We start from the raw sequence: 25934 nt of genomic DNA on the forward strand, positions 1-25934 counted from the left end.
CATGTCAGGAGGAATCACGTCCGCCATCTGGTTGCTCCCCGCCCTGCCCTTGTGCGGCGCCGCTGTCCTGTTGCTGGCGGGTCGTCGCACGAACGCGTGGGGCCACCTGTTCGCCTGCGTCATGGCACTCGCGTCGTTTGTCGTCGCAGTGGTGTTTTTCATCGCCATGCTCGGCCGCGACACCGCCGACCGCACCGTCACCGAGCACCTGTTCAGTTGGGTCCCGGTCGACAGTCTTCAGGTCGAGTTCGGACTGCAGCTTGATCAACTGTCGATGTGTTTCGTCCTGCTCATCACCGGTGTAGGTTCGCTGATCCACATCTACTCGGTCGGCTACATGGCGCACGACCCCGAGCGTCGGAAGTTCTTCGCCTACCTCAATCTCTTCCTCGCTGCGATGCTGCTCCTCGTGCTCGCCGACAACTTCCTCGGGCTCTACGTCGGCTGGGAAGGCGTCGGTTTGGCGTCGTACCTCCTGATCGGCTTCTGGCAGCACAAGCCGTCGGCGGCGACCGCTGCCAAGAAGGCTTTTGTCGTCAATCGGGTGGGCGACATCGGATTGATGATCGCGATGATGTTGATGTTCACCACGTTCGGCTCGCTCTCGTTCAGCAGCGTCTTCGCCGACGCGTCTGGTGCAAGCGAAGGTGTCCTGACGGCGATCGGCCTGATGCTCCTCCTCGCTGCATGCGCGAAGTCCGCGCAGGTGCCACTGCAGTCGTGGCTCGGCGACGCGATGGAGGGCCCCACCCCCGTCTCGGCTCTGATTCACGCGGCCACGATGGTCACGGCCGGCGTCTATCTGATCGTGCGCTCCAATCCGATCTTCGATCTCGCACCCGACGCTCAACTCGTGGTTGTCATCGTCGGTGCCGTGACGCTCCTGTTCGGTGCGATCATCGGCTGCGCGAAAGACGACATCAAGAAAGCGCTCGCCGCATCGACCATGAGTCAGATCGGATACATGGTCCTGGCAGCGGGTCTCGGACCAGCTGGATACGCCTTCGCAATCCTTCATCTGATCACCCACGGATTCTTCAAGGCAGGCCTGTTCCTCGGCGCGGGTTCGGTGATGCACGCGATGAACGACGAAACCGACATGCGGCGCTACGGCGGGCTCCGAGCGTTCATGCCACTGACTTTTGTCACGTTCGGGCTCGGATACCTTGCCATCATCGGTGTTCCGCCGTTTGCCGGGTTCTTCTCCAAGGACAAGATCATCGAGGTTGCGATCGGCGAGGGCGGCATCAAGGGTGTTGTGCTGGGCATCGTCACGCTGTTGGGTGCGGCGCTCACTGCCTTCTACATGAGCCGCGTGATGCTGATGACCTTCTTCGGGAAGGCCCGCTGGGAGAACCAGAAACCTCACGAATCTCCGGCGGTGATGACGTCTCCGATGATCATCCTGGCGGTGGGGTCCGTCGGCGCCGGGATGCTCCTGACCATCGGGTCCAGCTTGCAGGACTGGCTCGAACCGGTTGTCGGCTCACATCACGTCGAACCGCCGATACCCGCATGGTCGATCACCGCGCTGGCGCTGCTCGCGGTCGCCGCCGGCGTCGCGATTGCGTATCGCGAGTACGCCACCCGGGAGATTCCACTTGTGGCACCTACTCCGGTTTCACCGTTGACCGTTGCGGCTCGCCGCGATCTGTACGGTGACGCCTTCAACGAGACGGTGTTCATGAAGCCCGGACAACAACTCACCAAGTCGTTGGAAGTGTTCGACACCAAGGGAATAGGCGGCGTCGTGGGCAGCTTTGCGGTGGTCGTCACCGGGCTGTCCGCGCTCACGCGGAAGCTACAGACCGGGTTTGTTCGCTCGTACGCGCTGGTGATGTTTGTCGGAGCAACACTCGTGGTCGCGACAATGATGGCGGTGACACTGTGGTGATCGAAGCGGCGGTGAGCGACTCTGTGACCAATACCGGCTTCCCCGCGCTGACGGTGCTCTGGTTGCTTCCGCTCATCGGAGCGGGTGTTGTCCTCGCTCTGCCGGCACGGTCGTACCAATTTGCGAAGTATCTCGCATTGGCTGTGTCCGTGGCAGTCCTGGTGGTCGCCGCCGTTCTCGGAGTTGCGTTCGACCGCGGCGGCGAACAATTTCAATTTGTCGAAAGCCACAGCTGGATACCGGCTTTCGGCACCAGCTACACACTCGGACTCGACGGGATCGCACTCGTTCTGGTTCTTCTCACCGCAGTGCTGGTGCCATTACTACTGATCGCGGGCTGGAACGACGTCCCGGCAGACCCGGCATCACCCAAGAGAATGCCGCACACCTATTTCGCGCTGATCCTTGTTGTCGAGTCCATGGTGATGATTTCGTTCAGCGCCTTGGACATTCTCTTGTTCTACATTTTCTTCGAGGCAATGCTGATACCGATGTATTTCCTCATCGGCGGGTTCGGCGGAGTGGGCAGATCTCGCGCAGCCGTGAAGTTTCTGCTCTACAACCTCCTCGGCGGACTGGTCATGCTCGCTGCAGTCATCGGCCTGTATGTGGTCACCACGCGCGACGAGAGTCCCTTCGCCAGCGGCACTTTCGACTTCCGGGCGATCGCCTCAGCGGCAAACAGCGGTGAACTCGGTGTTGGACCCGGGGTGCTCAACGCCTTGTTCCTCGGATTCATGTTCGCGTTCGCGGTGAAAGCACCGCTCTGGCCGCTGCACAGTTGGTTGCCGGACTCCGCGGTGGAATCGACTCCGTCGACGGCAGTGTTGATGATGGCGGTCGTGGACAAGGTGGGCACGTTCGCGATGATTCGCTACTGCCTGCAACTGTTCCCGGAGTCGTCGTCGACCTTTGCACCGTGGATCATCACGCTCGCCGTTATCGGGATCGTCTACGGCGCAATACTGGCGATCGCGCAAACAGACGTCATGAGACTGATCGCCTACACGTCGATTTCGCACTTCGGCTTCATCATTCTCGGAATCTTCGCGATGACCAGCCAGAGCCAAGCGGGTTCCGCGCTGTACATGGTCAATCACGGAGTCTCCACTGCGGCTCTGTTCTTGATTGCGGGATTCCTCGTCTCGCAGCGAGGTACTCGATCGATCGCGGCGTACGGCGGCGTCCAGAAAGTTGCACCCGTACTTGCCGGCACATTCCTCGTTGCGGGGTTGGCAACGCTGTCGCTGCCGGGTCTCGCGCCGTTCATCAGTGAGTTCCTGGTGCTGATCGGGACGTACTCGCGATACCACGTGGCCGCTATCGCGGCGACTGCCGCGCTTGTCCTGTCCGCGATCTACATACTCTGGCTCTACCAGCGCATGATGGGCGGACCTGTGAAGGAAGAGCAGGGAACGATCCGCGACCTCGCTCGACGCGAACTCGTGGTGGTCGCCCCTCTGATCGCACTCCTCGTGCTTCTCGGCATCTACCCCAAGCCTGCCTTGGACGTCATCACTCCTGCAGTGAGCCATACGGTCGTCGACGAGGCTCCGACCCCGCTCGTCGCCGACCACGAAGGAGGTGCCCACAAATGAGTTCCTTCAACGACGTGACCGTCCTCGGCTCAGCCGGCACGGCGTCACCCAGTGTCGAATACAGCTTGCTCTCGCCAATGTTGATCGTGTTCGGTGTTGCGGTTGTGGGCGTACTCATCGAGGCATTTGCACCCCGGCGTTTTCGATACCCCGTGCAACTCGTCCTCGGTGTCGCAGGCTTGGCGGCCGCATTCGTGGCAGTGCTTCTGCTCGCCGGCACGCGGTCGACGGCGATGATGGGTTCTGTAGCGGTCGACGGTCCGACCCTTTTCCTGCAGGCCACGATCCTTCTCGTGTCGATCCCCGCAGTACTGCTGATCGCCGAGCGAGGCTCGGGCAACACCGCCGAGGTGATCGCGCAACACGACGCGCTCGGCGGTTTCACCCCTCAAGCGTCGAGCGTCCCCGGAAGTGTTGCGGAGCAAGAAGCAGTGAAGGTGGGTATCGCCCAGACCGAGGTCTTTCCGCTCACCCTCTTCGCTGTCGGCGGCATGCTCCTCTTTCCCGCGTCCAACGATCTGCTGACGATGTTCGTTGCGCTCGAAGTGTTCTCACTGCCTCTGTATCTCCTGTGTGGTCTGGCACGCCGACGTCGCCTGCTCTCCCAGGAAGCTGCGCTCAAGTACTTTCTGCTCGGGGCATTTTCGTCGGCGTTCTTCGTTTTCGGAATCGCGTTGCTGTACGGCTATGCCGGGACGGTCACGCTCTCCGGTATCGCCGACGCAGCACGCAGCGGGTCGGGTACCGACGCCTTCCTGTGGCTCGGGACAGCACTCGTGGCCGTGGGATTACTGTTCAAAGTCGGTGCCGTGCCGTTCCATTCGTGGATTCCCGACGTCTATCAAGGGGCGCCGACGCCGATCACCAGCTTCATGGCTACTGCGACCAAGATCGCCGCATTCGGTGCCATCCTTCGTGTCTTCTATGTGGCTCTGCCCAACGAGTACGTGAACTGGCGTCCACTGATGTGGGCGGTCGCGGTTCTCACGATGGTTGTCGGATCGATCGTCGCTGTGACGCAAACCGACATGAAGCGGATGCTCGCGTATTCGGCCATCGCGCACACCGGATTCATTCTGACCGCTGTGGTTGCGGATTCGGATGCCGGCCTGGCCTCGGCGATGTTCTACCTTCTAGCCTACGGATTCAGCACCGTGGGCGCGTTCGCCGTCGTGAGTCTGGTTCGGGACGCAGACGGTGAGGTCGCGACGCTCTCGCGCTGGGCCGGGTTGGGCCGGCGCTCACCATTGGTCGGAGTTGTCTTTGCACTGTTCCTGCTGGCTTTCGCCGGGATCCCGTTGACCAGTGGGTTCATCGGAAAGTTCGCGGTGTTCAGCGCGGCAGCCGAGGGCGGGGCCGCACCTCTCGTGATCGTCGGCGTCCTGTGCAGCGCGATCGCCGCGTACTTCTACGTGCGAGTGATCGTGTTGATGTTCTTCACCGAATCGGCCGCAGACGCTCCGACCGTCGTGGTACCGAGTGCACTGACCAGCAGTGTGATCGGCCTCGGCGCCGGTGTCACGCTCATCCTCGGCATACTCCCCCAGCCGGCGCTCGACCTCGCCGAGCGTGCAGCGGACTTCCTACACTGAGCCGATGCGTGAATCTGATTGCGACGCCGGACTGCCGAGCACCATCCGGTCGCCATGGTTCGTGGGGTTTTCAGCGGTAGCGATTGTCCATCTGATCCTCAATGCCGCTGATGCTGCGCCCTGGGACGGGATCACCAAGGTCATGCTCGCTCCGATTCTGGCTGCCTGGGTTGTCGCCCGACGCGGACCTCGAATTGTTGCTGCTGCGCTGATTGCCTGTGCTTTCGGAGATTTGTTCCTGATCTGGGAAACCACGTTTGTCATCGGGATGGCAGCCTTCGCGATCGGTCACCTCTGCTTCATCCGATTCTTTCTCTCACACGGCGCGCTTCGGGAGATACGAAGGCGGCCATGGTTTCTGTGCGCTTACACCGTCGCTGGGATCGCTCTTGTGTCGTACACCTGGACCGGTCTCGAACCTGAACTTCGAATTGCCGTCCCCGTGTACGCCGCAATACTGGTGGGAACCGCATCAACCGCACTGACGTACAACTCGATCACCGGTATCGGCGGCGCGCTGTTCCTCACCTCTGACGCCCTCATCCTGCTCGGCCAGGCGAACAAGTGGCAGCCCGCCGCTGCGGGCATCTGGATCATGACGCTGTACATCCTCGCTCTGTTGCTTCTGACAGTGGGAGTTCTCGGCCGGAGTAAGACGCCAAACCGTCCATTAGCTCAGAGGCTGTAAGGATCAGCAACCAGCCGGACATCTCTTCATATGACCCCGAAATCCGAGGAACAACCGCCGCCGAGCGGCGAAGAGCGGTTCACCGCCCTGTGGGACGCCTACGCCGGTCGGGTGTTCGCGTATACCTGTCGCCACGTTGATCATCACAGCGCGCAGGAGGTTGTCTCCGAGACGTTCCTCGTTGCCTGGCGACGCTTGGACGAAGTGCCCGAGCAGGCACTTCCATGGCTGTTGGTGGTGGCTCGAAACACCGTGAACAACAACCGTCGCAGCGTTCGGCGCCTTGACGCGCTCACCGAGAAGATGGGACGCATCGAGCAGATTGCGGCATCGACGCCGGGCGCCGACGTCACTGTCACCGAACGCACGGAACTGCTCGAAGCACTGGCAACACTCACCGTCACCGAACGTGAAGCCCTGCTCCTGACTGCCTGGGACGGGTTGACCGCCACCGAAGCCGCGCGGGTCGCTGGGTGTTCGGTTCCGGCCATGCATGTTCGTCTCTTTCGCGCTCGGCGTCGATTGCGCGCCGGGTTGACTTCAGAGTCCGTCACCGTAATCCCGATGAACACCGCCCGACCTTGCGCTGCCGCCGAACACGGGAGTACCCCATGAGCAAAGATCTGCTGACCACGCTCGAGAAGCTGCGGCCGAGCGATACGGTTTCCGCCGAACTCTGGCCCGAGAACGCCCAAGATGCCGCACGAACCCGAATCATGGCTACCGAAAACAACATTGGGGCAACCAAAGCTCCACGCCGTCGCGTCGGTGCCATCGTTCTCGTCGCGGCGATCTGCGCAGCAGTGGTGGTGGGCTGCGCCGCTGCCACGGGGATGATGCCGAAAGCGTTCACCGACATGTACTCGGGTTGGCAGACGATGCCGGGAACCAACGGCGGAATAGATCCGTCCACCGCCGAGCGGGTCGGGTCCATTCCCGGACCTGACGGAACCTTGTTCAGCGTCTTTGTCGCCCACGGCGCCAATGGCTGGAGGTGCGTCGCCCCGGTTTTCGAGGCGTCAGCCGACATCGACAAGGTTGGTCCGTCGAAATTCATCGGCCTCGGACACGGCTGCAGATCAATTGACTTGTACGGCGCAGATTCATTCGGGGGCGGCGCCGGGTACGAGGCCGGTCCACACGAGGCGACCTACGACGCAGGAGCGGGAGGTGCTGTCCGAGCCGAACTTCACACCGCAGACGGCCAGATCTATCCGACAATTCTTGCCGAAGACCGCTTCTACGGATGGATTCCCCTGTCGCTCACGTCCCCTCGTCCAACCCTCGTCGGATATGCCGCAGACGGGACGGTCGTCGGCACCCGGTGAGCTGTCGGTACCCTCGAAAGATGACTGCACACGCCCCGAACGAGCGCATCCCCAGCCAGTGGGAAGAGATCACTGCAGCCGACTCGACGCATTCCACACGATATGTCGAGCGTTTCCGTTCCATGAGAGCGGACGGCAAGGACATTGTCGGGGAAGCACGTTTGATCGACGCGATGCTCGGACGCGGTGGCCGGGTTCTCGATGCAGGGTGCGGGCCTGGCCGACTCGGCGGTTATCTGCACGACGTCGGACATGTGGTTGTCGGAGTCGATGTCGACCCGGTTCTCATCGCTGCCGCAGAAGAAGACCACCCCGGACCGACGTGGCTTGTCGGCGATCTCGCCGAACTCGATCTGCCGGCCCGCGGTGTCGAGGCAGATTTCGACGTCATCGTGTCGGCAGGCAACGTGGTGGCGTTTCTCGCGCCGTCCACCAGGCAAGCAGTATTGTCAGGATTTGCTCGTCATCTCGCTCCGAGCGGCCGAGTGGTCATCGGATTCGGTGCCGGCCGTGGCTACGAGTTCCCCGAGTTTCTAGCCGACGCGACCGCGAGTGGCCTCGAGGCTGATCTGCTGCTCTCCACGTGGGATCTTCGCCCGTTCAAGGAGGATTCCGAATTCCTGGTCGCGGTGTTCTCCCGCGCCTGACCCGGCACTTCCCCCGCAGTCCCTGCGATCCGTCACACGGCGATCAACTCACCCTGATCACAATGGTGGCGACTGTTGTTCACTACGAACATAATTGGATCAATGCGGGTGTGGCCGAGCGGCAAGGCAGCGGTCTGCAAAACCGTCCACGCAGGTTCGACTCCTGCCATCCGCTCCCCTTGAGATTCCGCCTTTCGTTACGGAGCAACCACGGTATCGCCGCCGGGCTTTCGTGACATAGCTTCCGCTCGAGCCGAACCATTGCCCTGGAAACATCGCACCACCAAGATGTTTGGCATGTCCCCGGAGCACTACGGTTCCGTACGTGTCGCCGAACGTCCCGGCCGATGCGGGAACTGCGCGCACCCCGCCCCTTCGCTGGAGCGTGGGTGGATCGAGCGCTGCCTCAGGTTCGCTCCGCAGCCCGCTCGGTGTGCAGAAATCCTGGTGATGGACCACTACACCGGAGCGATGGAATTCTGCCGGTGCCGACATCCGTTCCACGGGTCCTGATCGCGCCGGATCCTCGAGATCCGCTGTCGAGCCGAGTCCCTCGGCGCCCCGGCTCGACAGCGAAATCACACCTGAATCAGCTCAGCGAGCTCAGCAGCGGCTCGAGAAGCTTGCAGAGCTCGAAGATTCCGATGATCGTTGAAATAGAACCCATGATGATCCTCCGTGATTCGTGAACTTTCCGTGACGTCGCGTCACAGGCAGAAAGCTAACAAACCCGGCATTCAAACGGGGACCTTGGATGTGTCCGGCAGATGAACTCCCTGCTCGGAGAAGCATTTTGGTGACCAGCGTCATGCTCATCGAGAAATGAGCCCCATCGTCACATCGCCTGACACCAACCGACGGTAGCAGCAAAAGTCTGCCCGTTGCGATCTGGCGATACATGGCACCATTTCCACCCCATCCGACTCTTGCTTTGTGCGCTGAATCCGATTACATTTCTCCACAATAACGGTACGCGTAACGAAATAAAGAGACGGTCTACTTCACAGCCCGATATATCCAGTGCCACAACCCTTCCGAGCTCTTGGAGGGGCGGCGTTTCGTCGCGTCCATAAGCTCCTCACTCCCCGATCGAAAGAGAGCACGATGACCACAGAGAGCGTCTCCGGCAATCAGCCGCGACCGGTAGCAACTATCGCAAGCCTGACCCTGCTGATCGCTGCCGTGGCCGCGCTCGAAAGCATCATCGTCCCCGCACTCCCCCTGATACAGAGAGACTTCGGAGTGACGGCCGACGTCGGAGCGCTCGCATCCGTCGCTCTGACGTTGAGCACTGTCCTCGTCACGCCGATGGCCGGGCGAATAGCCGACGTGTACGGCGCCCGCCCCACCTTGCTCGCGATCACGACAATCGTTGTCCTGGGCGGCAGCGTGTCCGCTCTCGCAACGATCTTCCCGCTGTTCGTCCTCGGCCAATTTCTCCAGGGATTCGGGCTCGGGTTGCTTCCCGTGAGCTTCGTGGTCCTACGACGCACTTTATCCTCGGACCGACTGAAGACGGCCACGGGTTTGCTCGGGGCTGTTGTAGTGGCCGGCGGCGCTCTGGGAGTCGTATTGTCCGGGCCCGTCGCGGAAAACGTCTCACGCACCGCGATGTATGCAGTTCCGACCGCGTTCGTTTTGCTCGGCGCAATTGCTTTTGCCGTGAGCACACCACGAGATCACATGTCGAACGTCGGCGGCCGACTCGATTGGCCGGGAGCGGGCGGATTGGCTCTGGGATTGTTGACGCTGACGGCGTGGCTGGCGAGCGCATCGAGCAACGGGTGGGGCGCACCGACGTCGATGCTGCTGCTTCTCGCTTCCGCTGCCGTGTTCGCGATCTGGGCCAGGTATCAGAGCCGGACAACGGAGCCGATGGTCGACCTGACGATGATGCGGCATCGTTCGATGTGGAGCGCCGTGGTCGTCGGCGTGGTTTTCGGGTTCACCTACGGCGCTGTTGTCTATCTACTTCCGCAACAACTCGCCGTGCCGGCAGAGAGCGGATTCGGCCGCGGTGCGTCGACCAGCGCCATCGGCTTCCTGCTGTGCGTCGGCTACGGCGCAGCGGTCATCGCGTCGGTGATCTCCGGAAAGCTCGCACAACGGGTCGGCACGAAAGCCATTGCGGTAGCGGGAGTTGCCTTCCTCGGCCTGAGCGGCGCCGTCGGCGTCTTTGCAACAACGATGTGGCAGATCGTTGTGGTGCTGATCCTTGCGGGTACCGGCGTTGCCGCCGCGTCGACGGCAGTGTTCGTCATCTCCGCCGACAGCGCACCGGCAGACCGCGTAGGTGTCACGACGGCAATAGTCACGATCGCCAGATCGCTGGGTTCTGCTGTGGGAACCCAAATTGCCGCCGGGATCATCGCGAGCGCGACTTCATCCGGCGGCCTTCCCCAGCACTCGGCATTCGCCACGGCTTTCGGAGTGGCGGCAATCGTTGCGATTGTCGGACTCGTTGTCGCGGTGACGATGCCGAAACCGGCGTCAACCGATGTTCAGTGGTCGTCGTCGTCCTCGTCGAAGTCTGCGACTCCGCGCTTCCAGTAGCCCGTGATCAGGTAGTCGCCCGAACTCAGGCCGAGTTCGTCGCGCACGAATCTGCGAATCGGCTTGAGACTGGTGGCCTCACCGGAGATCCAGGCGTAGAGGCGCTCACCTTCGGGCACGGTGACCGTCCGTACTGCCTGCTCGAGCAGATCCGAGTGACCGGCTGGGACGTCACCGCGGTGCAGCCATCGCACCTCGACGCCTTCCGGAACAGTGAGTTCGATTTCCTGTGAAGGGTCGGTGATCTCGACGAACACCCACCCGGCGGCAGCAGCGGGCATCATCTCGAGCCAACGAGCAATGGCAGGAAGGGCGGTGATGTCACCGGCCAGCAGATAGCGGTCGTAGGTCCACGGAACCACGACGCCACCGGGCGGACCTGCCACGTGCACCCGAGTGCCGACGGTCGCCGCCTGAGCCCAATCAGAGGCGTACCCACCTTCGTGGAGCGCGAAGTCGAGGTCCAGCTCCCCCGCCTCGGCGTCGTATCGACGGACGGTGTACTCACGCGAGATCGGCAATGGACGAGGCCACTTCAGGCTGAATCCGTCGCGTTCGGGTAGACGTAAAGTTCCGTCTGCATCCGGGTAGACCAGGCGAACATGCTCGTCGGGAGCGTGCGATTCGAAGCCCGCCAACTCCGGTCCACCCAAGGTCAGACGCAACAGTCCGGTCCCGACCATTTCGCTGCGAACAACTTCGAGTTCGCGAATACCGATGGGGTACGGCACTTTTGCGCCGGTGGTCCCCGCCAGAACTTCGGCGATGGTCGCGAGGTGGTCTCCTCGGTTCATGAACTACCTTCCTTTTCCGGCGGAGCATTCCCCACCGGCACAGTGTTTTCGGAGAGATCGACTTCGTTGATCTCCGAAGTTACCCGGCGCACCGAACCCAATGCTGCCAGGAGAACCAGGCCCAGTGTCACACCGGCTAGCCCCAAGACCAGTAGCGCGGCGCCAGGCTCGAGCCACTGCCCGAGGAACCCGGCTGCCATCGAACCGATCGCCGTACCCGTGACGGCTTGCACCATCCACAGACTGGACACGCGTCCGCGCAATTCGTCCGGCGTGTTCTGTTGAAGGACTGCAAATCTCAGAATGTCGTTGAGTGCGCGGCCGAGGCCGAATCCGGCCAGGCCCAGGAACGCGACAATCGCTGCTCCCGACGCACCCACTACCACCAGGCCGAGAGGCATCAGCGCAACAGAGATCAACATCGCGGCGCCGTTGCGGTGGACTCGTCCGGTCCAACCGCTGGTGAGGGAACCGACCACAGCGCCGACAGCGGGGGCGCCGTAGAGCAGACCGAGCATGGTGGGTCCGCCGCCGAGAACCTGGTCGACGAAGGCAGGCAGCAACACCATCGGCCCGCTGACGAACATGACCAACAGACCGCTGATCAGGATGCCGCGAATGACTGTGTGCGTGCCGGCGAATTTCACGCCGGTCACCAGCGCGCGCATCGGGCTTTCGTGATTCGTGCCCGGTGCAGGGGAAGGGCCGATGGCTTGGAACAACGTGACAGTTGCTGCGGTGGCCACCGCAGCAACAAAGTATGTCGCGGGAATGCCGCCGGAGGCGATGATCACGCCGGCGATTGCCGGCGAGATCATCGTCCCGATGTCGGTGGTCAGCGCTACCAAAGCGCCGGCCGCAGCCATCTTGTTGCGCGGCAACAACGTCGGCATCAAAGCCATCAAGGCCGAGCTGCTGACACCGCCGGCCAAGCCGTCGACAGCTGCCGCGACGTAGATGACCCACATCGACGGGTGTGGCAAGAGCGCATTGCACCCGAGAATGACAAAGCCGAGACCCGCAGCACTGCGGGCCAACTGGATGGTGCGTCGCCGATCGTAACGGTCAGCGAGCACGCCGCCGAACAGGCTGCCGAAGAACATGGCGATGGCCATCGCCGTGGACACTCCGGCAACCTGCAAGGTCGAGCCGGTGAGCTGGTACGTCTGCGCGGGGACGGCTACGACGAGCAGTCCGATCCCGAGCAGCGAGATCAATCGCGCGGAAAAGGCGTACCTGAAGGGACGGCTGGTCCGCAAGGGTGAAACATCGATCACCAGCCCACCGAATCGAGTCATGCGAAGGTCTGGCCGATCAGGTCGAGGGTAGCCATTGCGCCGTCGTAGTCAGGACGGTAGCTGCTGGCGGGGAGCTCGAACGTCGTGCCTGCCTTGAAGGACGGCAACTGCGAGTAAAGCGGATCGGTGGCAAGTTCGGCCATCGGGCGACCGGACACCGGAATCACAAAGGCGACAGGAGCATCGGCGACCTGCGAGAGCAGTTCCGGGCTGACCTCGAACGAGTCACCCGAGCCGAAGAGCTGCGGGTTGCCGGCCTTGGCCATGACGTCGTCGGCCTTGAAACCGAGCTCGGCGAGCATCGCGGGCAGCGCGGCCGTCGGCGGAACGAGGTACGGCTTGTTGCTCGAGACCGAGAGGAAGTAGACGACGTTGCCCTCGGGAACCTTGATCTTGCCCTTGACCTCTTTGACCTTGTCCTCGTATGCGCTCATCAGCGCCGGAACCTGGTCGGAACGGCCCGCCGCGTCGGCGACGATTTCGAGCTGCTTGTCCCACGCGGCGACCGTCTTGGGGACCAAGACGGTGGGTGCGATAGCAGTGAGCTGATCGTAGAGTTCCTCGGACTGAACAGAGGTGATTCCCTGGCCACCGCCGATGATCAGGTCGGGCTCAGCCGCCGCGACGGCTTCGATGTTGAGCTGCTCGCCGGCCGGCAATTCCTTGGTGCCCTGCGCCTTTGCGGCGTCCGCCCAAGCCGGCGGGAATCCACCGTCGAGGTTCGTGACACCGAGGACGCGGGTATCGGTGGCAACCACCGGTGCGTCCAGGGCGTACAGGTATCCGGCGAGACCGCCGCTCAGAACCACGATGCGCTCCGCCGACGCGGGCACGGTGACCGAGCCCTTCTCGGTCTCGATCACGCGGGTCGTGGGCTCTGCAGCCTTGGTCGGTTCGTCGTTCGAATCGCTACTGCAACCGATCATCGCCACGAGTGCGACGATCAGCAACCCTGCGATGGCGACGAATCGTCGCCAACTCCGTATCGCGAGGGGCGGTGTGGACTTCATCATTGAGCTCCCATTGTGTTTCAACTGTGTGGTTTTCGAACTATGTGGCCGTGCGTTTCGACAAATGGCTGTCGAGCAGCGGGGCAATTGCCGCCCACCCGGCTGGGGTCACCAATCCGGCGTGGTCGTACGGCAGATGGTGTACTGCCATGTCCCGGTCCCCGCGGACTCTGCGCCAGCGATCGGCCAGCAGCTGTCCGGACGCCTCGGCGTCGGCGGTGATCAGAGTAACCGGTCCGTCGTAGGTTGTGTCGGTCGAGCGGGCCACGAGCAAACGAGTGGCATCAAAACCCGCCCGAACAGCCTCGACCAGTCCCGGTGCCTGAGTGAGGATCTCGGGTGGCAGGGCGGCGGCCAGATCTCGGTCGTCGGCATCGTCGCGACCGCGATCGTCACGATCTCCCAGTGGATGAGTATCGATCAGACCGGCGAACTCCACTGTCTCGCCGATATCGACCAGCTGAGCCGCCATCGCGGCAACGACGTTGCCACCGAACGAGTAGCCGAGCAGGTGGTACGGCCCGCTCGGTTGCACGCCGCGAATCGTGTCGACGTACATCGCTGCCAGTTGGTCCACGTTCGTCGGTTCGAGTGGCTCACCGGCAACTGTGGGCAGTTGCAGGCCGAACAGTGGACGGTCGGCCTCGAGAACACCGGTCAAAGGCGCAAAGGGCCAAGCGAATCCACCGGCCGGATGCACGCAGAACAGTGGCTCTCCGCTGCCGTCGGCTCGCAGTGTCAGGAGGCGATCGCGACTCAGATCGATTTCGGACGCCGACTCGTCAAGGTGCGCTGCGAGCTCGGCGACTGTCGGACGGGCCATCAGCGTTGCCACACCGACGCTCACCGACAGGTCGTGCTCCATCTCCCCCACCAGTCGCATTGCTCGAAGCGAGTCGCCGCCGAGATCGAAGAAACTCTCTTCGGGATCGACTGCCTCGACGCCGAGTACCCGCGCAAAGACCTGGCACAGTTGCCTTTCCATCTCGGTTCGCGGTGCTCGGGCCGCTACTCGGGCGGGGGGTGCCGGCAACGCACCGCGGTCCAGTTTTCCGTTGGGCGTCAGCGGAATCGAATCCACGACGACGATGTCCGACGGAACCAGGTGTGCCGGTACGCGTTCCCGCAACGCAGCTCGCAGATCGACTGGATCACCGCCGGGTTCTTCGATGACGTAGCCGACCAGTCGCGGCGGCGCACCGCCTTCGCTACGGACTGACGCTGCCGCTCTCAACACTCCCGGCAACGACGCCAGCGCGGATTCGACTTCACCCAATTCGATCCGAATGCCTCGGATCTTGACCTGATGGTCTGCGCGACCCAGATATTCGAGTTCGCCGTCGCGGCGACGCAGTACAACGTCACCCGTGCGGTACATGCGCTTGCCGACGGAGTAGGGATCAGCAACGAACACAGCGGAGGTCAACGCGGTCCGGTGAAGGTAACCCATCGCCGTTCCGTCTCCGGACATGTACAGCTCGCCCGCCGCTCCGATCGGTACCTCCCGCAGACCCGAATCGAGTACCCGCGCAGACGCGTTCAGAATCGGACGACCCAAGCAGGGTGTCTCGCTCCCCTGAACCGGGGATCCCATCGCGTTGATCGTGAACTCCGTCGGCCCGTAAAGGTCGTACCCGTCGACACCGTCCTGATCGCGCAATCGCGACCACAACTCGGCAGGTACAGCTTCTCCGCCGAGCATCACCAACACCGGCGTCCGCTCACCGTCGAGGAGACCGGCGGCCATCAGTTCCCTGGCATACGAGGGGGTTACATTCACGACGTCGATACCGACTTCGCGGTAATGCTTCACCAGAGACGCGGGGTCCAGTCGCGCCTGCTCGTCGATCACGTGAACTTCGTGCCCCGCGAGCAACCAGAACAGTTCCTCCCACGACATGTCGAACGAGAACGAGACTGTATGCGCGATGCGCAGACGTCGGCCACCCACACTGTTTTCGGTCGGAGTGAATATCTCGGCCTTGTGATTGTGATACATCGTCGTCAACCCGCGGTGACCCACCACGACGCCCTTGGGTTTTCCGGTACTGCCCGAGGTGTAGATGACGTAGGCAGGCTGGTCCGGTGAGGTCGGCCCGCAGACCGCAGCCTCGTCGACAACTGGTGCCGAAGACTGCCCGTCGAGTACCCCGGCCACGTCCGGGTCGTCGAGTACCAGACATGCCTGTCCATCGGGAACTACGAGGTCACGCGTCTGAGTCGTGGTGACTACCAGCGCCGCATCGCTGTCGAGGATGAGTTCGCGCAGGCGTGCCGGCGGGTGAGCCAGATCCAAGGGAAGGTAGGCCGCTCCGGTTCTCATGACGGCGAAGATTGCGACGACGTGATCGGCAGTACGCGGAAGTGCGAGCGCGACAACACGGGTCGGTCCCCCGCCTGGTACCGACTGCCCCAGCGCCGACGCGAGTATCCGTGCCAGTCTGTCCACCCGAGAGTTCATCTCGGCTGCGCTCAGTGTGACGTCTCCGAAGACCAGCGCCGTCTCGTCCGGAGTTGCCGCTGCCCTTTCGCGCAGTAGTGCGTCCACGCTACCGCCGGCCTGGTCCGGCCGTGGCATCACGACGTGCTCCGAAGCGAATTCCGCGGGGGTGCGCGAAAGCGGAACCGCCGTGTCCGCCACCGTGGCGGTATCGGAATTCGCCATCACTTCGAGAATCGTGATGGTGCGGGACAGGATGTCCTGAGCCACGTCGTGCGGAATCAGGTCAGGACGGTTTTCGAGTGTGAGCGCCATCGCCGCGTCCCCGACACCCGGATCCACGTCGAGCGTGAGCGCATAGTGCGTGCCGTCCACCGCATCGAACCCGACGATTCCACTGCGACCGAACGTGTCTCGACGTGCCTGTTCGTCGCGAGGGGTGTTGCGGAAAACGTAGAGCGTGTCGAAGAGCGTGGCGAACCCTGCACTTCGCTGCACGTCGCCGAGCCCGAGATGGTGATGCCCCAGCAGCGAACCTTGTTCACGGAACAGGCGTCCGAGCAACGCCGAGATCTCCTCGCCTGGCCGGACCCGGACACGCACGGGAATGGTGTTGAGCGCCAAGCCCACCATGCGGTCGGCGCCCTCGACCTCGGGTGAACGTCCCGAAACCGTCGATCCGAAGACCACGTCGTCACGCCCCGTCACGGCGCGCAATGCCAGGCCCCACGCCGCAGAGACGACGGTGGACAGCGTCACTCCGCTACGTCTGGCCAGCTCGCGTACGTGCTCGGTGATGCTCTGTTCGAGCTGAACCCGGGTGAACACCGGCAACGGAGCGCGCCCGCCTGATCCCGTACCACCCACGAGTGTGGGTTGCTCGAGATCCGCGAGGTAGTCCTTCCAGGACGAGATGGCGTCCGTGCGATCCGCTTCGGCGATCCATCGCAGGTGATCACGGAAGTCCGCAGGCTTGTCGAGCGCGCCGTCGAGTCCAACCGGGTCCGTGCCGTGTGTGCGAGCAAACTCGTAGAGCGCAAACAACTCCGCGTACATCAAGGTCTGCGACCAACCGTCGGTCAGCAGGTGGTGCTGAGTGAAGACGAGGTGCGCTCCCCCACCTGGCAACCAGACCAACACCATTCGAATGAGTGGCGGCGCACTCAAGTCGAACAGCCTGCCGAATTCAGCCTCGTCGACGGCGCGGACCTCGATATCCAAGTCCTCGGGTGCGACTGCGCTCAGATCGATTTCGCGGAAAGGCATTTCGGCTGCCCTGGGCACGAACTGCACCGGAGCGTCGAAACCGGCGTGTGTGAAGCCGGCCCGCAGGTTCGGATAGCGCCGCAAGAGCGCATCCCCCGCTGCTCGGATTGAGCGAACGTCGACGGCGGCATCGGCGGAGAACTCGAATCGCGGCTGCATGTGATAGACATCCGTGCCGCCGGCGCCGTCGAGAACCGACTGGAAGTACATGCCTTCCTGCAAGGGACCGAGTGGCAGCACGTCCTGCCAGCCCGGGCTCAGCGACTCGAGCCGTGCCCGACGATCCGCATCGACGGCCACGAGCGGGCTCTGCACGCGATCCGGCGCGGTGTCGGGCAATGCCTTCCGGTCCACCTTCCCGTTGAGGGTGAGTGGTAGTGCTTCGAGCACCGTGATGGTCTGCGGCACCATGTGTTCGGGTAGGAGCCGCGCAATCTCCTTGCGCACCAGTACCGAATCGAGCGTGGTTGCACCTTCGGGAACCACATATCCGTGCAGACTTCCGGTACCCGCCGCATCGACGCGAACGGTGGCTGCCGCGCGGAACACACCTGCCACCGATCCGAGCGCGCCTTCGACCTCGCCGAGCTCGATGCGGAAACCACGAACCTTCACCTGATCGTCAGCACGACGAAGGAAGTGCAAAACCCCTCGCCGGCGTCGGACCAGATCGCCGGTGCGGTAGAGGCGTGCCCCCGGCAGAGAAGGATCGGCGACGAACCGAGCGACGGTCAGATCGGGGCGGTTCAGGTATCCGCGGACCACCTGCGCACCGCCCAGATACAGCTCGCCCGCAACGCCTTCCGGAACCTCACGCAGGTCGTCGTCGAGGATTCGCACGTGCACATCGGTCCAGGGCTGACCGATAGTGACTCGGTCGCCGGTCGTGATGACCGAAGATGTCGCCCACACCGTGGCCTCGGTGGGTCCATAGACATTCCGGACCGAAGCAGCGTTGGCCACCAGATCGTCGGCCAGATCCTGCGGGAGGGCTTCCCCTCCCACCAGGGCTCGCACCATGGCGAGTCCGACTGCGTTCTCGTGTTCGGTGACCACTCGCCACAGCGCCGGCGTTGCCTGCATCACTGTCGCATCGCTTGCGATGATCAACGCCGACAACGCATCCGGGTCGCGAACCGTCCTGCGGTCTGCGATCACGACAGTCGCGCCCGCCGCGAGCGGGCACAGCAACTCGAGTGCCGCGATGTCGAACGACACCGTTGTCACCGCGACGATGCGATCGCCCGGCCTGATCCAGCAATCCTCGAGTACCGTGTCCGCGAAGGCTGCGAGGTTGCCCGTCGAGACCATCACGCCCTTGGGGCGACCCGTCGAACCGGAGGTGTGGATCATGTAGGCGAGGTGATCACCCGCCGCGGGCGGCGGAGGAAGCACGACACCCGAGTTGGTGAACTCACCGTCCACGAAGACACTCGTGGCGACCGTCAACGGAAGTTGCCCGGCGCTGTCGATACTGGTCAGGACACACACCGGAGCCGCGTCCTCGATCATGAACTCGAGCCGCTCAGTCGGGTAATCGACGTCGAGTGGCAGGTACGCAGCGCCGATGCGCAGTACCGCGAGCAGTCCGGCCACCAGATCCGCATTTCGATCCAGCGCGACGGCGACTACCTTCTCGGGTCCGGCGCCGACCGCGAGAAGTTCGCGGGCCAGCTCGTCGACGCGCGCCGACAGTTCCCCGTAGGTAATTCCGACCTCGCCGGAGATCACCGCGATGTCGTCGGGGTGGCGGCTGACGTGTCGAGCGAACAACTGCGAGATCCCCGACGGCGGCGTCGCGCGTCGGCCCGGGTCGCGATCCGGCTTGTTTTCCGCCAGTCGCAGATCCGCGACGACAGTGCTGATTTCGTGACCGAGGACCGCGATCACACCGTCGAGCAATGCGTCCGCAGTCGCGGCGTCGAACAGCCCGGCATCAACCGTCAATCGAAGTTCTGTTGCGGTTCGGACGAATTCGAGGTCGACGCTCTTTCCGGGCGAGTGACCGACACGGGCAGCGAACAGGCTGCTCGTCGGACGCCCGAGTAGATCGGCGATTCGGTCGAGGCTGACATCGGAATGCGCAAGTGCCTCGGTGACAGCGTTTTCGACTCGCCGAACGACATCGGCAATTCTCGGCCGACCGGACAGGTCGACCCGAATCAGGGTGTCAGTCCCTTCCGAGACCAGTCCGACCGCAAGGTCCCGACCACCGCCGAAGCTGTTCAGCGTCGCCGCCACGGCAGCCAACAGCACCGCGTCGAATCCTGGTTCGTCACCGAACCGGGCATCGCGTAGCTGACGGAGGTAGGTGTGCGGGCGGTACTCTTCGCCGCGCGGGCGGTCATACGGAAGGTCCGTTTCGAGGGGCAGGTCCGCGAGCGTGCGAACCCAGTACCGCTCGTGATCAGGATTTCCCGCCACCGCCGGGGCGCGGAACGTCGCCACGGTCACGACGGGTCGATCGACGCCAACGACCGAATCCGGCGAGAACTTCGTCCGATCGACGCGTGCGGCCACGGCAAGACCGAGGGGGGTCGGGGTGTCGAAGACATCCGAGACGACGACGCGAATTCCCAGCTTGCGCAGGCTTCCCACCAACCGCATCGCAGTGAGCGAGTGACCGCCGAGAGTGAAGAAATTGTCACCTGGATCGACGTCGGGAATCTCCAACACCGTTGCGACACAGGCGCACACTGCATCCACGACCGCGGGATCGACATCGATCGCAGGATCGGGCGCGGCCACCTTTTTCGTGACAGCGACATTTTTCGCGGCAGACACCGCAACGGCAACGGACGCTGCCTGTCGGACTACCGTGAGCACCGCGGATGCGGGAGCTGTCGGTTCGGTCAGCAACCCACGCAGGATCTCCGCGAGCCGTGTGACCATTCGCTGCGCCGTGGCGTCGGAGACAACTGCCGGATCGTGGTACAGAACCAGATCCAGACCGGTGCTCGGCGGCGCCATCAACGTCATCGGATAGTGTGTGACCCCGCGGTTGGTGAATCCCTCGACCCGCAGTGTGTGCGATGCAGGCTGTCCCGCACCGGAGTTCGGGAAGTTCTCGAACACCAGGAGCGTGTCGAACAGTTGCCCGATTCCGGCGATGCGTTCGATCTCGGCCAAACTGGTGTGTTCGACGTCCACGATGTCGAATTGGGCGTTCTGCAGACCGACGAACTGATCGAGCAAAGGCCGGTGCGCGACGATGTCGAGGCGGGCCGGAATCGTGTTGCTGAACAACCCGACCATTCCCTCCACCCCCGAGAGTTCGGCAGGTCGGCCGGACACCGTGGCCCCGAACACGACGTCCCACTGTCCTGTCGCTTCGGCGAGCGCTGCTGCCCACGCACCCTGAACCAGGGTGTTGACCGTCAGCGCTCGCGCACGGCCGAGTTCGATCAGCGCTTCGGCGTCCGATGTCGCGAGAGGAACCTCGAGCGCGACGGGCACACTTCGCGGCGCTCCGGCATCGGCAACGAGAGTCGGCGCGGTGAGCCCACGCAAACGCTCGCTCCACGCTGCGCGGGCAGAGTCCTGATCACGGCCGGCGATCCATGCCAAGTAGTCGCGATACGGCGTCGGCGCAGGGAGGCGGCTGTCGCCGTCGTGGTAGACGTTCATCAGCTCGCGCAGGACGATCGGAGTCGACCAACCGTCGGTGAGCAGGTGGTGCGCGTTGAGGACCAAACGGTGCACCCCGCCGGGCAGCCGAACCAGTAGTGCACGCAGCAGAGGCGGTGTACTGACGTCGAAGACATGCTTGGCGGCCTCGTCCTCGAGCTGATCTGCAGAGCGGAATGCAGTGTCAGCTGGAACGGAGGTCAGATCGACCGAACGCCACTCGACTTTTGCGCCGCGCGGAATGATCTGAACGGGCCGTTCGAACTGCTCGTAGTGAAAAGCTGCGCGAAGGTTCGGGTGCCTGTCGATCACGGTCTCGAACGCGTCGGCCAACTTCGCCTCGTCCAGTGGCCCGGAGAGGTCGAAGCGTGCAGTGAGCGTGTAGACGTCTGCGACTCCGTCACGGACCGCATGGAACAGGAGACCTTCTTGTAGCGGCGAGAGCGGAAGGACGTCGGCAAGCGGTCCGTGGACGGCTTCGAGTTCGTTGATCCCTGCCTGATCGACCACCGCGCCCTGGCCGAAGATCGTCGCCGAGCAATCGGAAGGCGTCAAACCACCCTCGAAGAGCGCGGCATGCGCGGTCAGGGCAGCGAGCGCACGTTCCCAATGCTCTTGCAGCTCGACGATCGTCGCGCCGTCGAGCACTGAACCCGCCGCAGTCCATTCGACTGCCAGCGTCGTCGAGTCGTCCTCTCGGACAAATGCGTTGAGCGCCAGCACTTCCGACATAACCTTCGTCGCCGGCTCGATGACCGCGAATGGATCCTGCTCCGGCAATCGCCATCCGGTTCCGGGCAAGGACGGGAAGCGGCCCAGATAGTTGAGCAGCAGTTCGGGTGTAGCGCACGCGGAAAGGTCAGGTGCGGTGTCGGGATCCAGATGCCGCAGAACTCCATAGCCGACTCCGCCTCCGGGTACGGCGCGTTTTGCCTCCTTCACCGCACGAAGGAGATGCCCCGCAGCTGCTCCGCCGCTCAGTGCGTCGGCAAGATCGTCTGCGGTGAGCAGTGCATCGGTGGGAACCCGGACGGGGAACTCACTGGTGAACCACCCGATGGTTCCGGCGAAGTCGGTGTCGCTGGTGAGCGCGTCGCGGCCATGACCTTCGACGGTAACTGTCTGCGCGGGCAGCCCGATGAGGCCGCGGCCGTGCTGCCATGAGCGCAAGGCAAGCATCAAACCCGAGAGAAGCACTTCGTCGGCCTTGGCTCGATACGCCGCCGGAAGCGTGGTCAACAGCGCGTCGGTGACGGCCGGGGGCGCAATGGTTGTCGTGCGAGAGGCGGTTGCGGTCACGTCGATCTTCGGGTCGAGACGACGACTGCCGATCGGCTCGTCGTCCGCCTGTACCGACGCGGACTTCCAGTACTCGAGCTCTGACGCCCTGCTGCCAGAGGCCCCGAATTCCGCGAGCAACCCTGCGTATCGACGCCACGAACTTCCGCCTGCAGCCAACCGGGCCGACCTACGCTCGCGCGCTGCATCGGTAGCTTCGTGGAGGTCTGGAAGCAGAATTCGCCAGGACACACCGTCGACGATCAAATGGTGAGCCACGACGATCAATTGGTCGGGTCGACCGGCCTCGGTATTGACCAGTACGACTCGCAGGAGTTCACCGGCGCGTGGGTCGAGACTCGCCGCCGACGCCTCCGCGAGCTCTCTGATCCGGGACGGCTCGGAGGTGTCGGACACCTCGCGAACGAGTCCCTCGCTGCGCACTGCACCGGCGTCCCGGACGATCAATTCGGCAGTGCCGCTGTCGTTGTCACGGCGCAGGAGCAGGCGTAGAGCGTCATGGTGATCGAGGATCGTCTGCACGCCGGACTGCAGGTCACCCAGTGAAAGGCTGTCGTCGATGCGCACTGCGGTCCATTGCGCGTAGCCCGCGATTGCCTCGTCTGTCGGATTCTTGTCGATCAGTGCTCGAACGATCGGCGGGGCGATCACGGTGCCGGTCGCCACGTCCGCAACCGAGGCTACGGCGTCGGCGTCATCGGCAATCTCACGCGCCGCAGCGGCGATGGTTCCCAGATCTCGCTGTGCCAGTAGTTCTTTGGGAGCAACGATCAGACCACGCACCCGCAGTCGACTGCTGACACTGATTGCCGTGATGCTGTCACCACCGAGGCCGAAGAAATCCTCGTCCACGCCGACGCGTTCGCGGCCGAGCACCTCGGCCACCACGTCACAGAGGATTTCCTCGTGTGGTGTGGATGCAGCGCGACCTTCCGATTCGGCAGCCGGGGCAGGTAGTGCCGCACGATCGAGCTTTCCGTTCACCGTGACGGGCAGTTCGTCCAGAACGACGATTGCGGCGGGAACGAGATGATCCGGTACGCGACCGGCGAGGTCACGGCGCAATTCTTCCTGCGGCGGAAGCGTCGCGCCGGCGGCGGCTACAACGTAGCCGACGAGGCTGGGCCGTCCCCCATCCGTACGGATCAGCGCGGCAGCGGCGCCGATTCCGGGTACCGATCCGAGAACAGCCTCGACCTCGCTCAACTCGACTCGATGTCCGCGAATCTTCACCTGCTTGTCGCTGCGACCGATGAAGTCGTAGCCCCGCCCCGGCACCCACCGCGCCACGTCCCCGGCGCGGTACATCAGATCTCCCGGAGCCCCGAAAGGATCTGCGACAAAACGCTCGGAGGTCGCGCCGGCGCGGCCGAGGTAGCCCCTGGCCAATTGCGGTCCGGCCAGGTAGAGCTCACCTCGTTCACCGTCGGCGACCGGCTCGAGCGCGCTGTCGAGCAGGTACGCACGGGTACCCGCGAGGGGGTACCCGATACGCGGTCCGGCACCTTCGACCGTGGTCGCGATCGCGTCGACCGTCGTTTCGGTGGGGCCGTACAGGTTTCGAGCCGGAACACCGGATTCGATGATCGCGTCCCACAGTGCGGGCGGTGCCGCCTCGCCACCCACGACGAGGAGCTGCAACCGATGCGTACGCAGCAACCCGTTGTCCACCATCGCTGCCGCCATCGACGGCGTCGTGTCGACCACGTCGACGCGATCTCGCTCGAACGCCGCGACCAGAGCAACCGCGTCCTTCTGCAGTTCCTCGTCGTATACGTGCACACGATGACCACACAGCAGCCACAACAGTTGATCGAGAGACGCATCGAAGGCGAACGACGCTGTGTGCGCGGTGTGCAGTTGGCGGTTCCCGACGCGCTCGGCGGTGTCCCGGTAGATGGTGGCGCGATGGTGGTGAAGCAGGTGCGCCAATCCACCGCCTCTGACCAGCACACCCTTGGGCTTGCCTGTCGATCCCGAGGTGTAGATGACATACGCCAGGTGATCACCATGCCGTGCTGTCGCCAGTTCACCGAGTTCGAGTGGAAGCTCGGAATTAGCACGGAGTTCTTCGCGGACTGCGTCGGAATCGATGACGAGGGGGTCGGGCCGAAAACCTCCGACGAGTTGCTCGGCCAGAGTGGAAGTGGTGATCACGACCTTCGGCTGCGCATCGTCGATCAGATCTCGCAACCGCTCGGCCGGGTGCTGCGGATCCAGGGCCACGTACGCTGCGCCCGCGTTCAATGTCGCGAGCAGAGCCACCACCATCTCGGAAGTACGCGGAAGCGCAAGTCCGACAATGTCGTCCGGGCCGACATCGCGGGCCCGAAGCAACCGGGCGAGCTTGTGGACGCGGCCACCGAGTTCTTCGCCTGTCACTGTTTCGTCACCGCACACGAGGACTGTGTCATCCGCGTGCTCGACGACGATGCGGTCGAACACGTCGGGAACGAGTTCGACCGAGCCGGGCAGCGGTGCAGTTTCGCGGCCGGCGAGAATCCGCGCGGCTTCGGCCGCAGGCATCATCTCCACCTGACCGACGGCAGGATCTCCCTCCCCGACCATCGCGTTGACGATGCTGACGAAACCGGCGAGGCGACGCTGAACCGATTCCCGAGTATTGGTACGCGCGTCCACTTCGAATCCGAGTAGAACTTCGCCGTCCGCAATGGGCGTCACCGTCAAACCCAGGTCCTCCGGCGGTCCCCCGGCGACGTTACGCAGTACACCCACAGCGCCGGCGAAATCGAGGGCGAAGTCGAAAGCCTTGAGATTGATTCCGATCCCGTGAAGCAGTGCGCCGGTGCCGGCGACGCCCAGGTCCCGAGCAAGATTCTCACCGCGGTAGCGCTGGTGTGCGCGCAGGCTTTTCATCGTGGCGGCCACCTGCTTGCTCAGGTCACCGAGTCGATCGTGGCTGCGAATCGTCAACCGGAGAGGCAGAACGTTGACTGCCATGGCCGGCGTCTTGAGTGCCGTGCGGCCTACGCGCGCCATGAGTGGCATCGCGATGACAACATCCGTCTCGCCGAGCAGTCGGTGGAGAAACGCGCCGTAGCAGGCGATCAGTGCCTCGGCCCACGTTGTTCCCGTCGCGTCTGCCACCTCTTTGAGGCAGCTGAGGGCGTCGGCGGTAATGACCTCGCGAACCTGGATCGTTCGTTCCGCCGGACCGGTGACCTGCTGGCCGCGTCCGTCCAACGCGGGCAACGGCGTCAGGACATCACGCCAGTAGTCACGATCTTCCGCGAACTGCTCGCCAGCCCGGTACGCCTCGTCCTCGCTGACCAGATCTGTCATAGAACCGAATCGCGTTGGCGCGACCTCGGTTCCCTTCTTCGCGGCCGTGTAGTGCGCGGCGACTCGGCGCGAAATCATTGCTGCGCTGTATCCGTCGACGATCAGGTGGTGATAGAGCTGAATGCACCAGATCTCGCGATCGGAGAGCCTGATCAGCGAGTAGGTGTACAGCGGACGCTCCACCATCAGGCGGCAGTACTCGGACGCCCGGCTGCGCTCGGCGTCGACCAGTGCGTGCGCCACGGCTACGGGATCGCGCTCGTCACGGACGTCGGTGATCGGGATGATGCCAACCGGCTCGTCGGAGATGTACTGACGCGGGCCGTCCGCCGTCTCGATCATCCGCAGCCGCATGGTTTCGGCTTCACCGATCGTCGCCGTGATGGCGGCTGTCAGCAGTTCGGTGTCGATCGGTTCGTCGCCCGAGATTTCGAGCACCTCACCGACGAGGTAGCTCCGAGATTCGGGATCAAGCCTCTGTGCGTTCCAAATCCCGAGTTGAGCTCCTGTGAGAGCAAACGTAGCTTCGCTCGCCGCTCCGGAGTTCGAACCTGGAAGAACGCTCACACTGATCCCCTCGTCTGTGGACACACGTCA

General features: G+C 63.5%; 12 protein-coding genes and 1 tRNA gene. 9 read left to right on the plus strand and 4 right to left on the minus strand.

Annotation, left to right across the window (positions count from 1 at the left end; translation table 11 throughout):
* Window position 1: 1 nt before the first annotated feature.
* The 9 genes from nuoL (at window position 2) to ATN37_RS10690 (ending at window position 10300) form a co-directional block, all read left to right on the plus strand.
* On the plus strand, window positions 2–1894 hold the full coding sequence (nuoL, locus tag ATN37_RS10650; RefSeq protein WP_218695094.1) for an NADH-quinone oxidoreductase subunit L: 1893 nt from the start codon (window positions 2–4) through the stop codon (window positions 1892–1894).
* Window positions 1888–3492 carry an NADH-quinone oxidoreductase subunit M gene (locus tag ATN37_RS10655; protein ID WP_064688790.1) on the plus strand — a complete coding sequence of 535 codons (1605 nt, stop codon included), beginning with the start codon at window positions 1888–1890 and terminating at the stop codon, window positions 3490–3492. The genes nuoL and ATN37_RS10655 overlap by 7 nt, the downstream gene beginning before the upstream one ends.
* On the plus strand, window positions 3489–5084 hold the full coding sequence (gene nuoN / locus ATN37_RS10660; protein WP_064688789.1) for an NADH-quinone oxidoreductase subunit NuoN: 1596 nt from the start codon (window positions 3489–3491) through the stop codon (window positions 5082–5084). The genes ATN37_RS10655 and nuoN overlap by 4 nt, the downstream gene beginning before the upstream one ends.
* 4 nt (window positions 5085–5088) lie before the next feature.
* Window positions 5089–5772 (plus strand): lysoplasmalogenase, encoded by a 684-nt coding sequence (locus ATN37_RS10665; RefSeq protein ID WP_054781270.1) that lies wholly within the window; start codon window positions 5089–5091, stop codon window positions 5770–5772.
* Window positions 5773–5802: 30 nt separating this feature from the next.
* Complete coding sequence (locus tag ATN37_RS10670; protein WP_003942139.1) at window positions 5803–6387, plus strand: RNA polymerase sigma factor; 585 nt, start codon at window positions 5803–5805, stop codon at window positions 6385–6387.
* Complete coding sequence (locus ATN37_RS10675) at window positions 6384–7100, plus strand: hypothetical protein (protein WP_218695095.1); 717 nt, start codon at window positions 6384–6386, stop codon at window positions 7098–7100. The genes ATN37_RS10670 and ATN37_RS10675 overlap by 4 nt, the downstream gene beginning before the upstream one ends.
* A 20-nt stretch (window positions 7101–7120) precedes the next feature.
* A complete protein-coding gene (locus tag ATN37_RS10680; protein ID WP_003942244.1) occupies window positions 7121–7747 on the plus strand; it encodes a trans-aconitate 2-methyltransferase in 627 nt (208 codons plus the stop codon).
* A gap of 104 nt (window positions 7748–7851) precedes the next feature.
* Window positions 7852–7922, plus strand: a tRNA-Cys gene (locus tag ATN37_RS10685).
* 929 nt (window positions 7923–8851) lie between these two features.
* Window positions 8852–10300, plus strand: coding sequence for an MFS transporter (locus ATN37_RS10690; protein WP_047271426.1), 1449 nt, complete (start codon window positions 8852–8854; stop codon window positions 10298–10300).
* On the opposite strand, the gene ATN37_RS10695 is transcribed toward ATN37_RS10690, so the two are convergent.
* The 4 genes from ATN37_RS10695 to ATN37_RS10710 are packed head-to-tail and all read right to left on the minus strand — an operon-like array spanning window position 10249 to window position 25904.
* Window positions 10249–11094: a siderophore-interacting protein gene (locus ATN37_RS10695; protein WP_030535573.1), complete on the minus strand. Its 846-nt coding sequence runs from the start codon at window positions 11092–11094 to the stop codon at window positions 10249–10251. The two genes, ATN37_RS10690 and ATN37_RS10695, sit on opposite strands and share 52 nt — an antisense overlap.
* Window positions 11091–12392: an enterobactin transporter EntS gene (gene entS, locus ATN37_RS10700; RefSeq protein WP_047271422.1), complete on the minus strand. Its 1302-nt coding sequence runs from the start codon at window positions 12390–12392 to the stop codon at window positions 11091–11093. The genes ATN37_RS10695 and entS overlap by 4 nt, the downstream gene beginning before the upstream one ends.
* Window positions 12389–13402: a Fe2+-enterobactin ABC transporter substrate-binding protein gene (locus ATN37_RS10705; RefSeq protein WP_003942170.1), complete on the minus strand. Its 1014-nt coding sequence runs from the start codon at window positions 13400–13402 to the stop codon at window positions 12389–12391. The genes entS and ATN37_RS10705 overlap by 4 nt, the downstream gene beginning before the upstream one ends.
* Window positions 13403–13442: 40 nt before the next feature.
* Complete coding sequence (locus tag ATN37_RS10710) at window positions 13443–25904, minus strand: non-ribosomal peptide synthetase (protein ID WP_308125203.1); 12462 nt, start codon at window positions 25902–25904, stop codon at window positions 13443–13445.
* Window positions 25905–25934 lie beyond the last annotated feature (30 nt).

Source organism: Rhodococcus sp. MH15 (assembly GCF_019266045.1).
GTDB lineage: Bacteria > Actinomycetota > Actinomycetes > Mycobacteriales > Mycobacteriaceae > Rhodococcus_F > Rhodococcus_F qingshengii.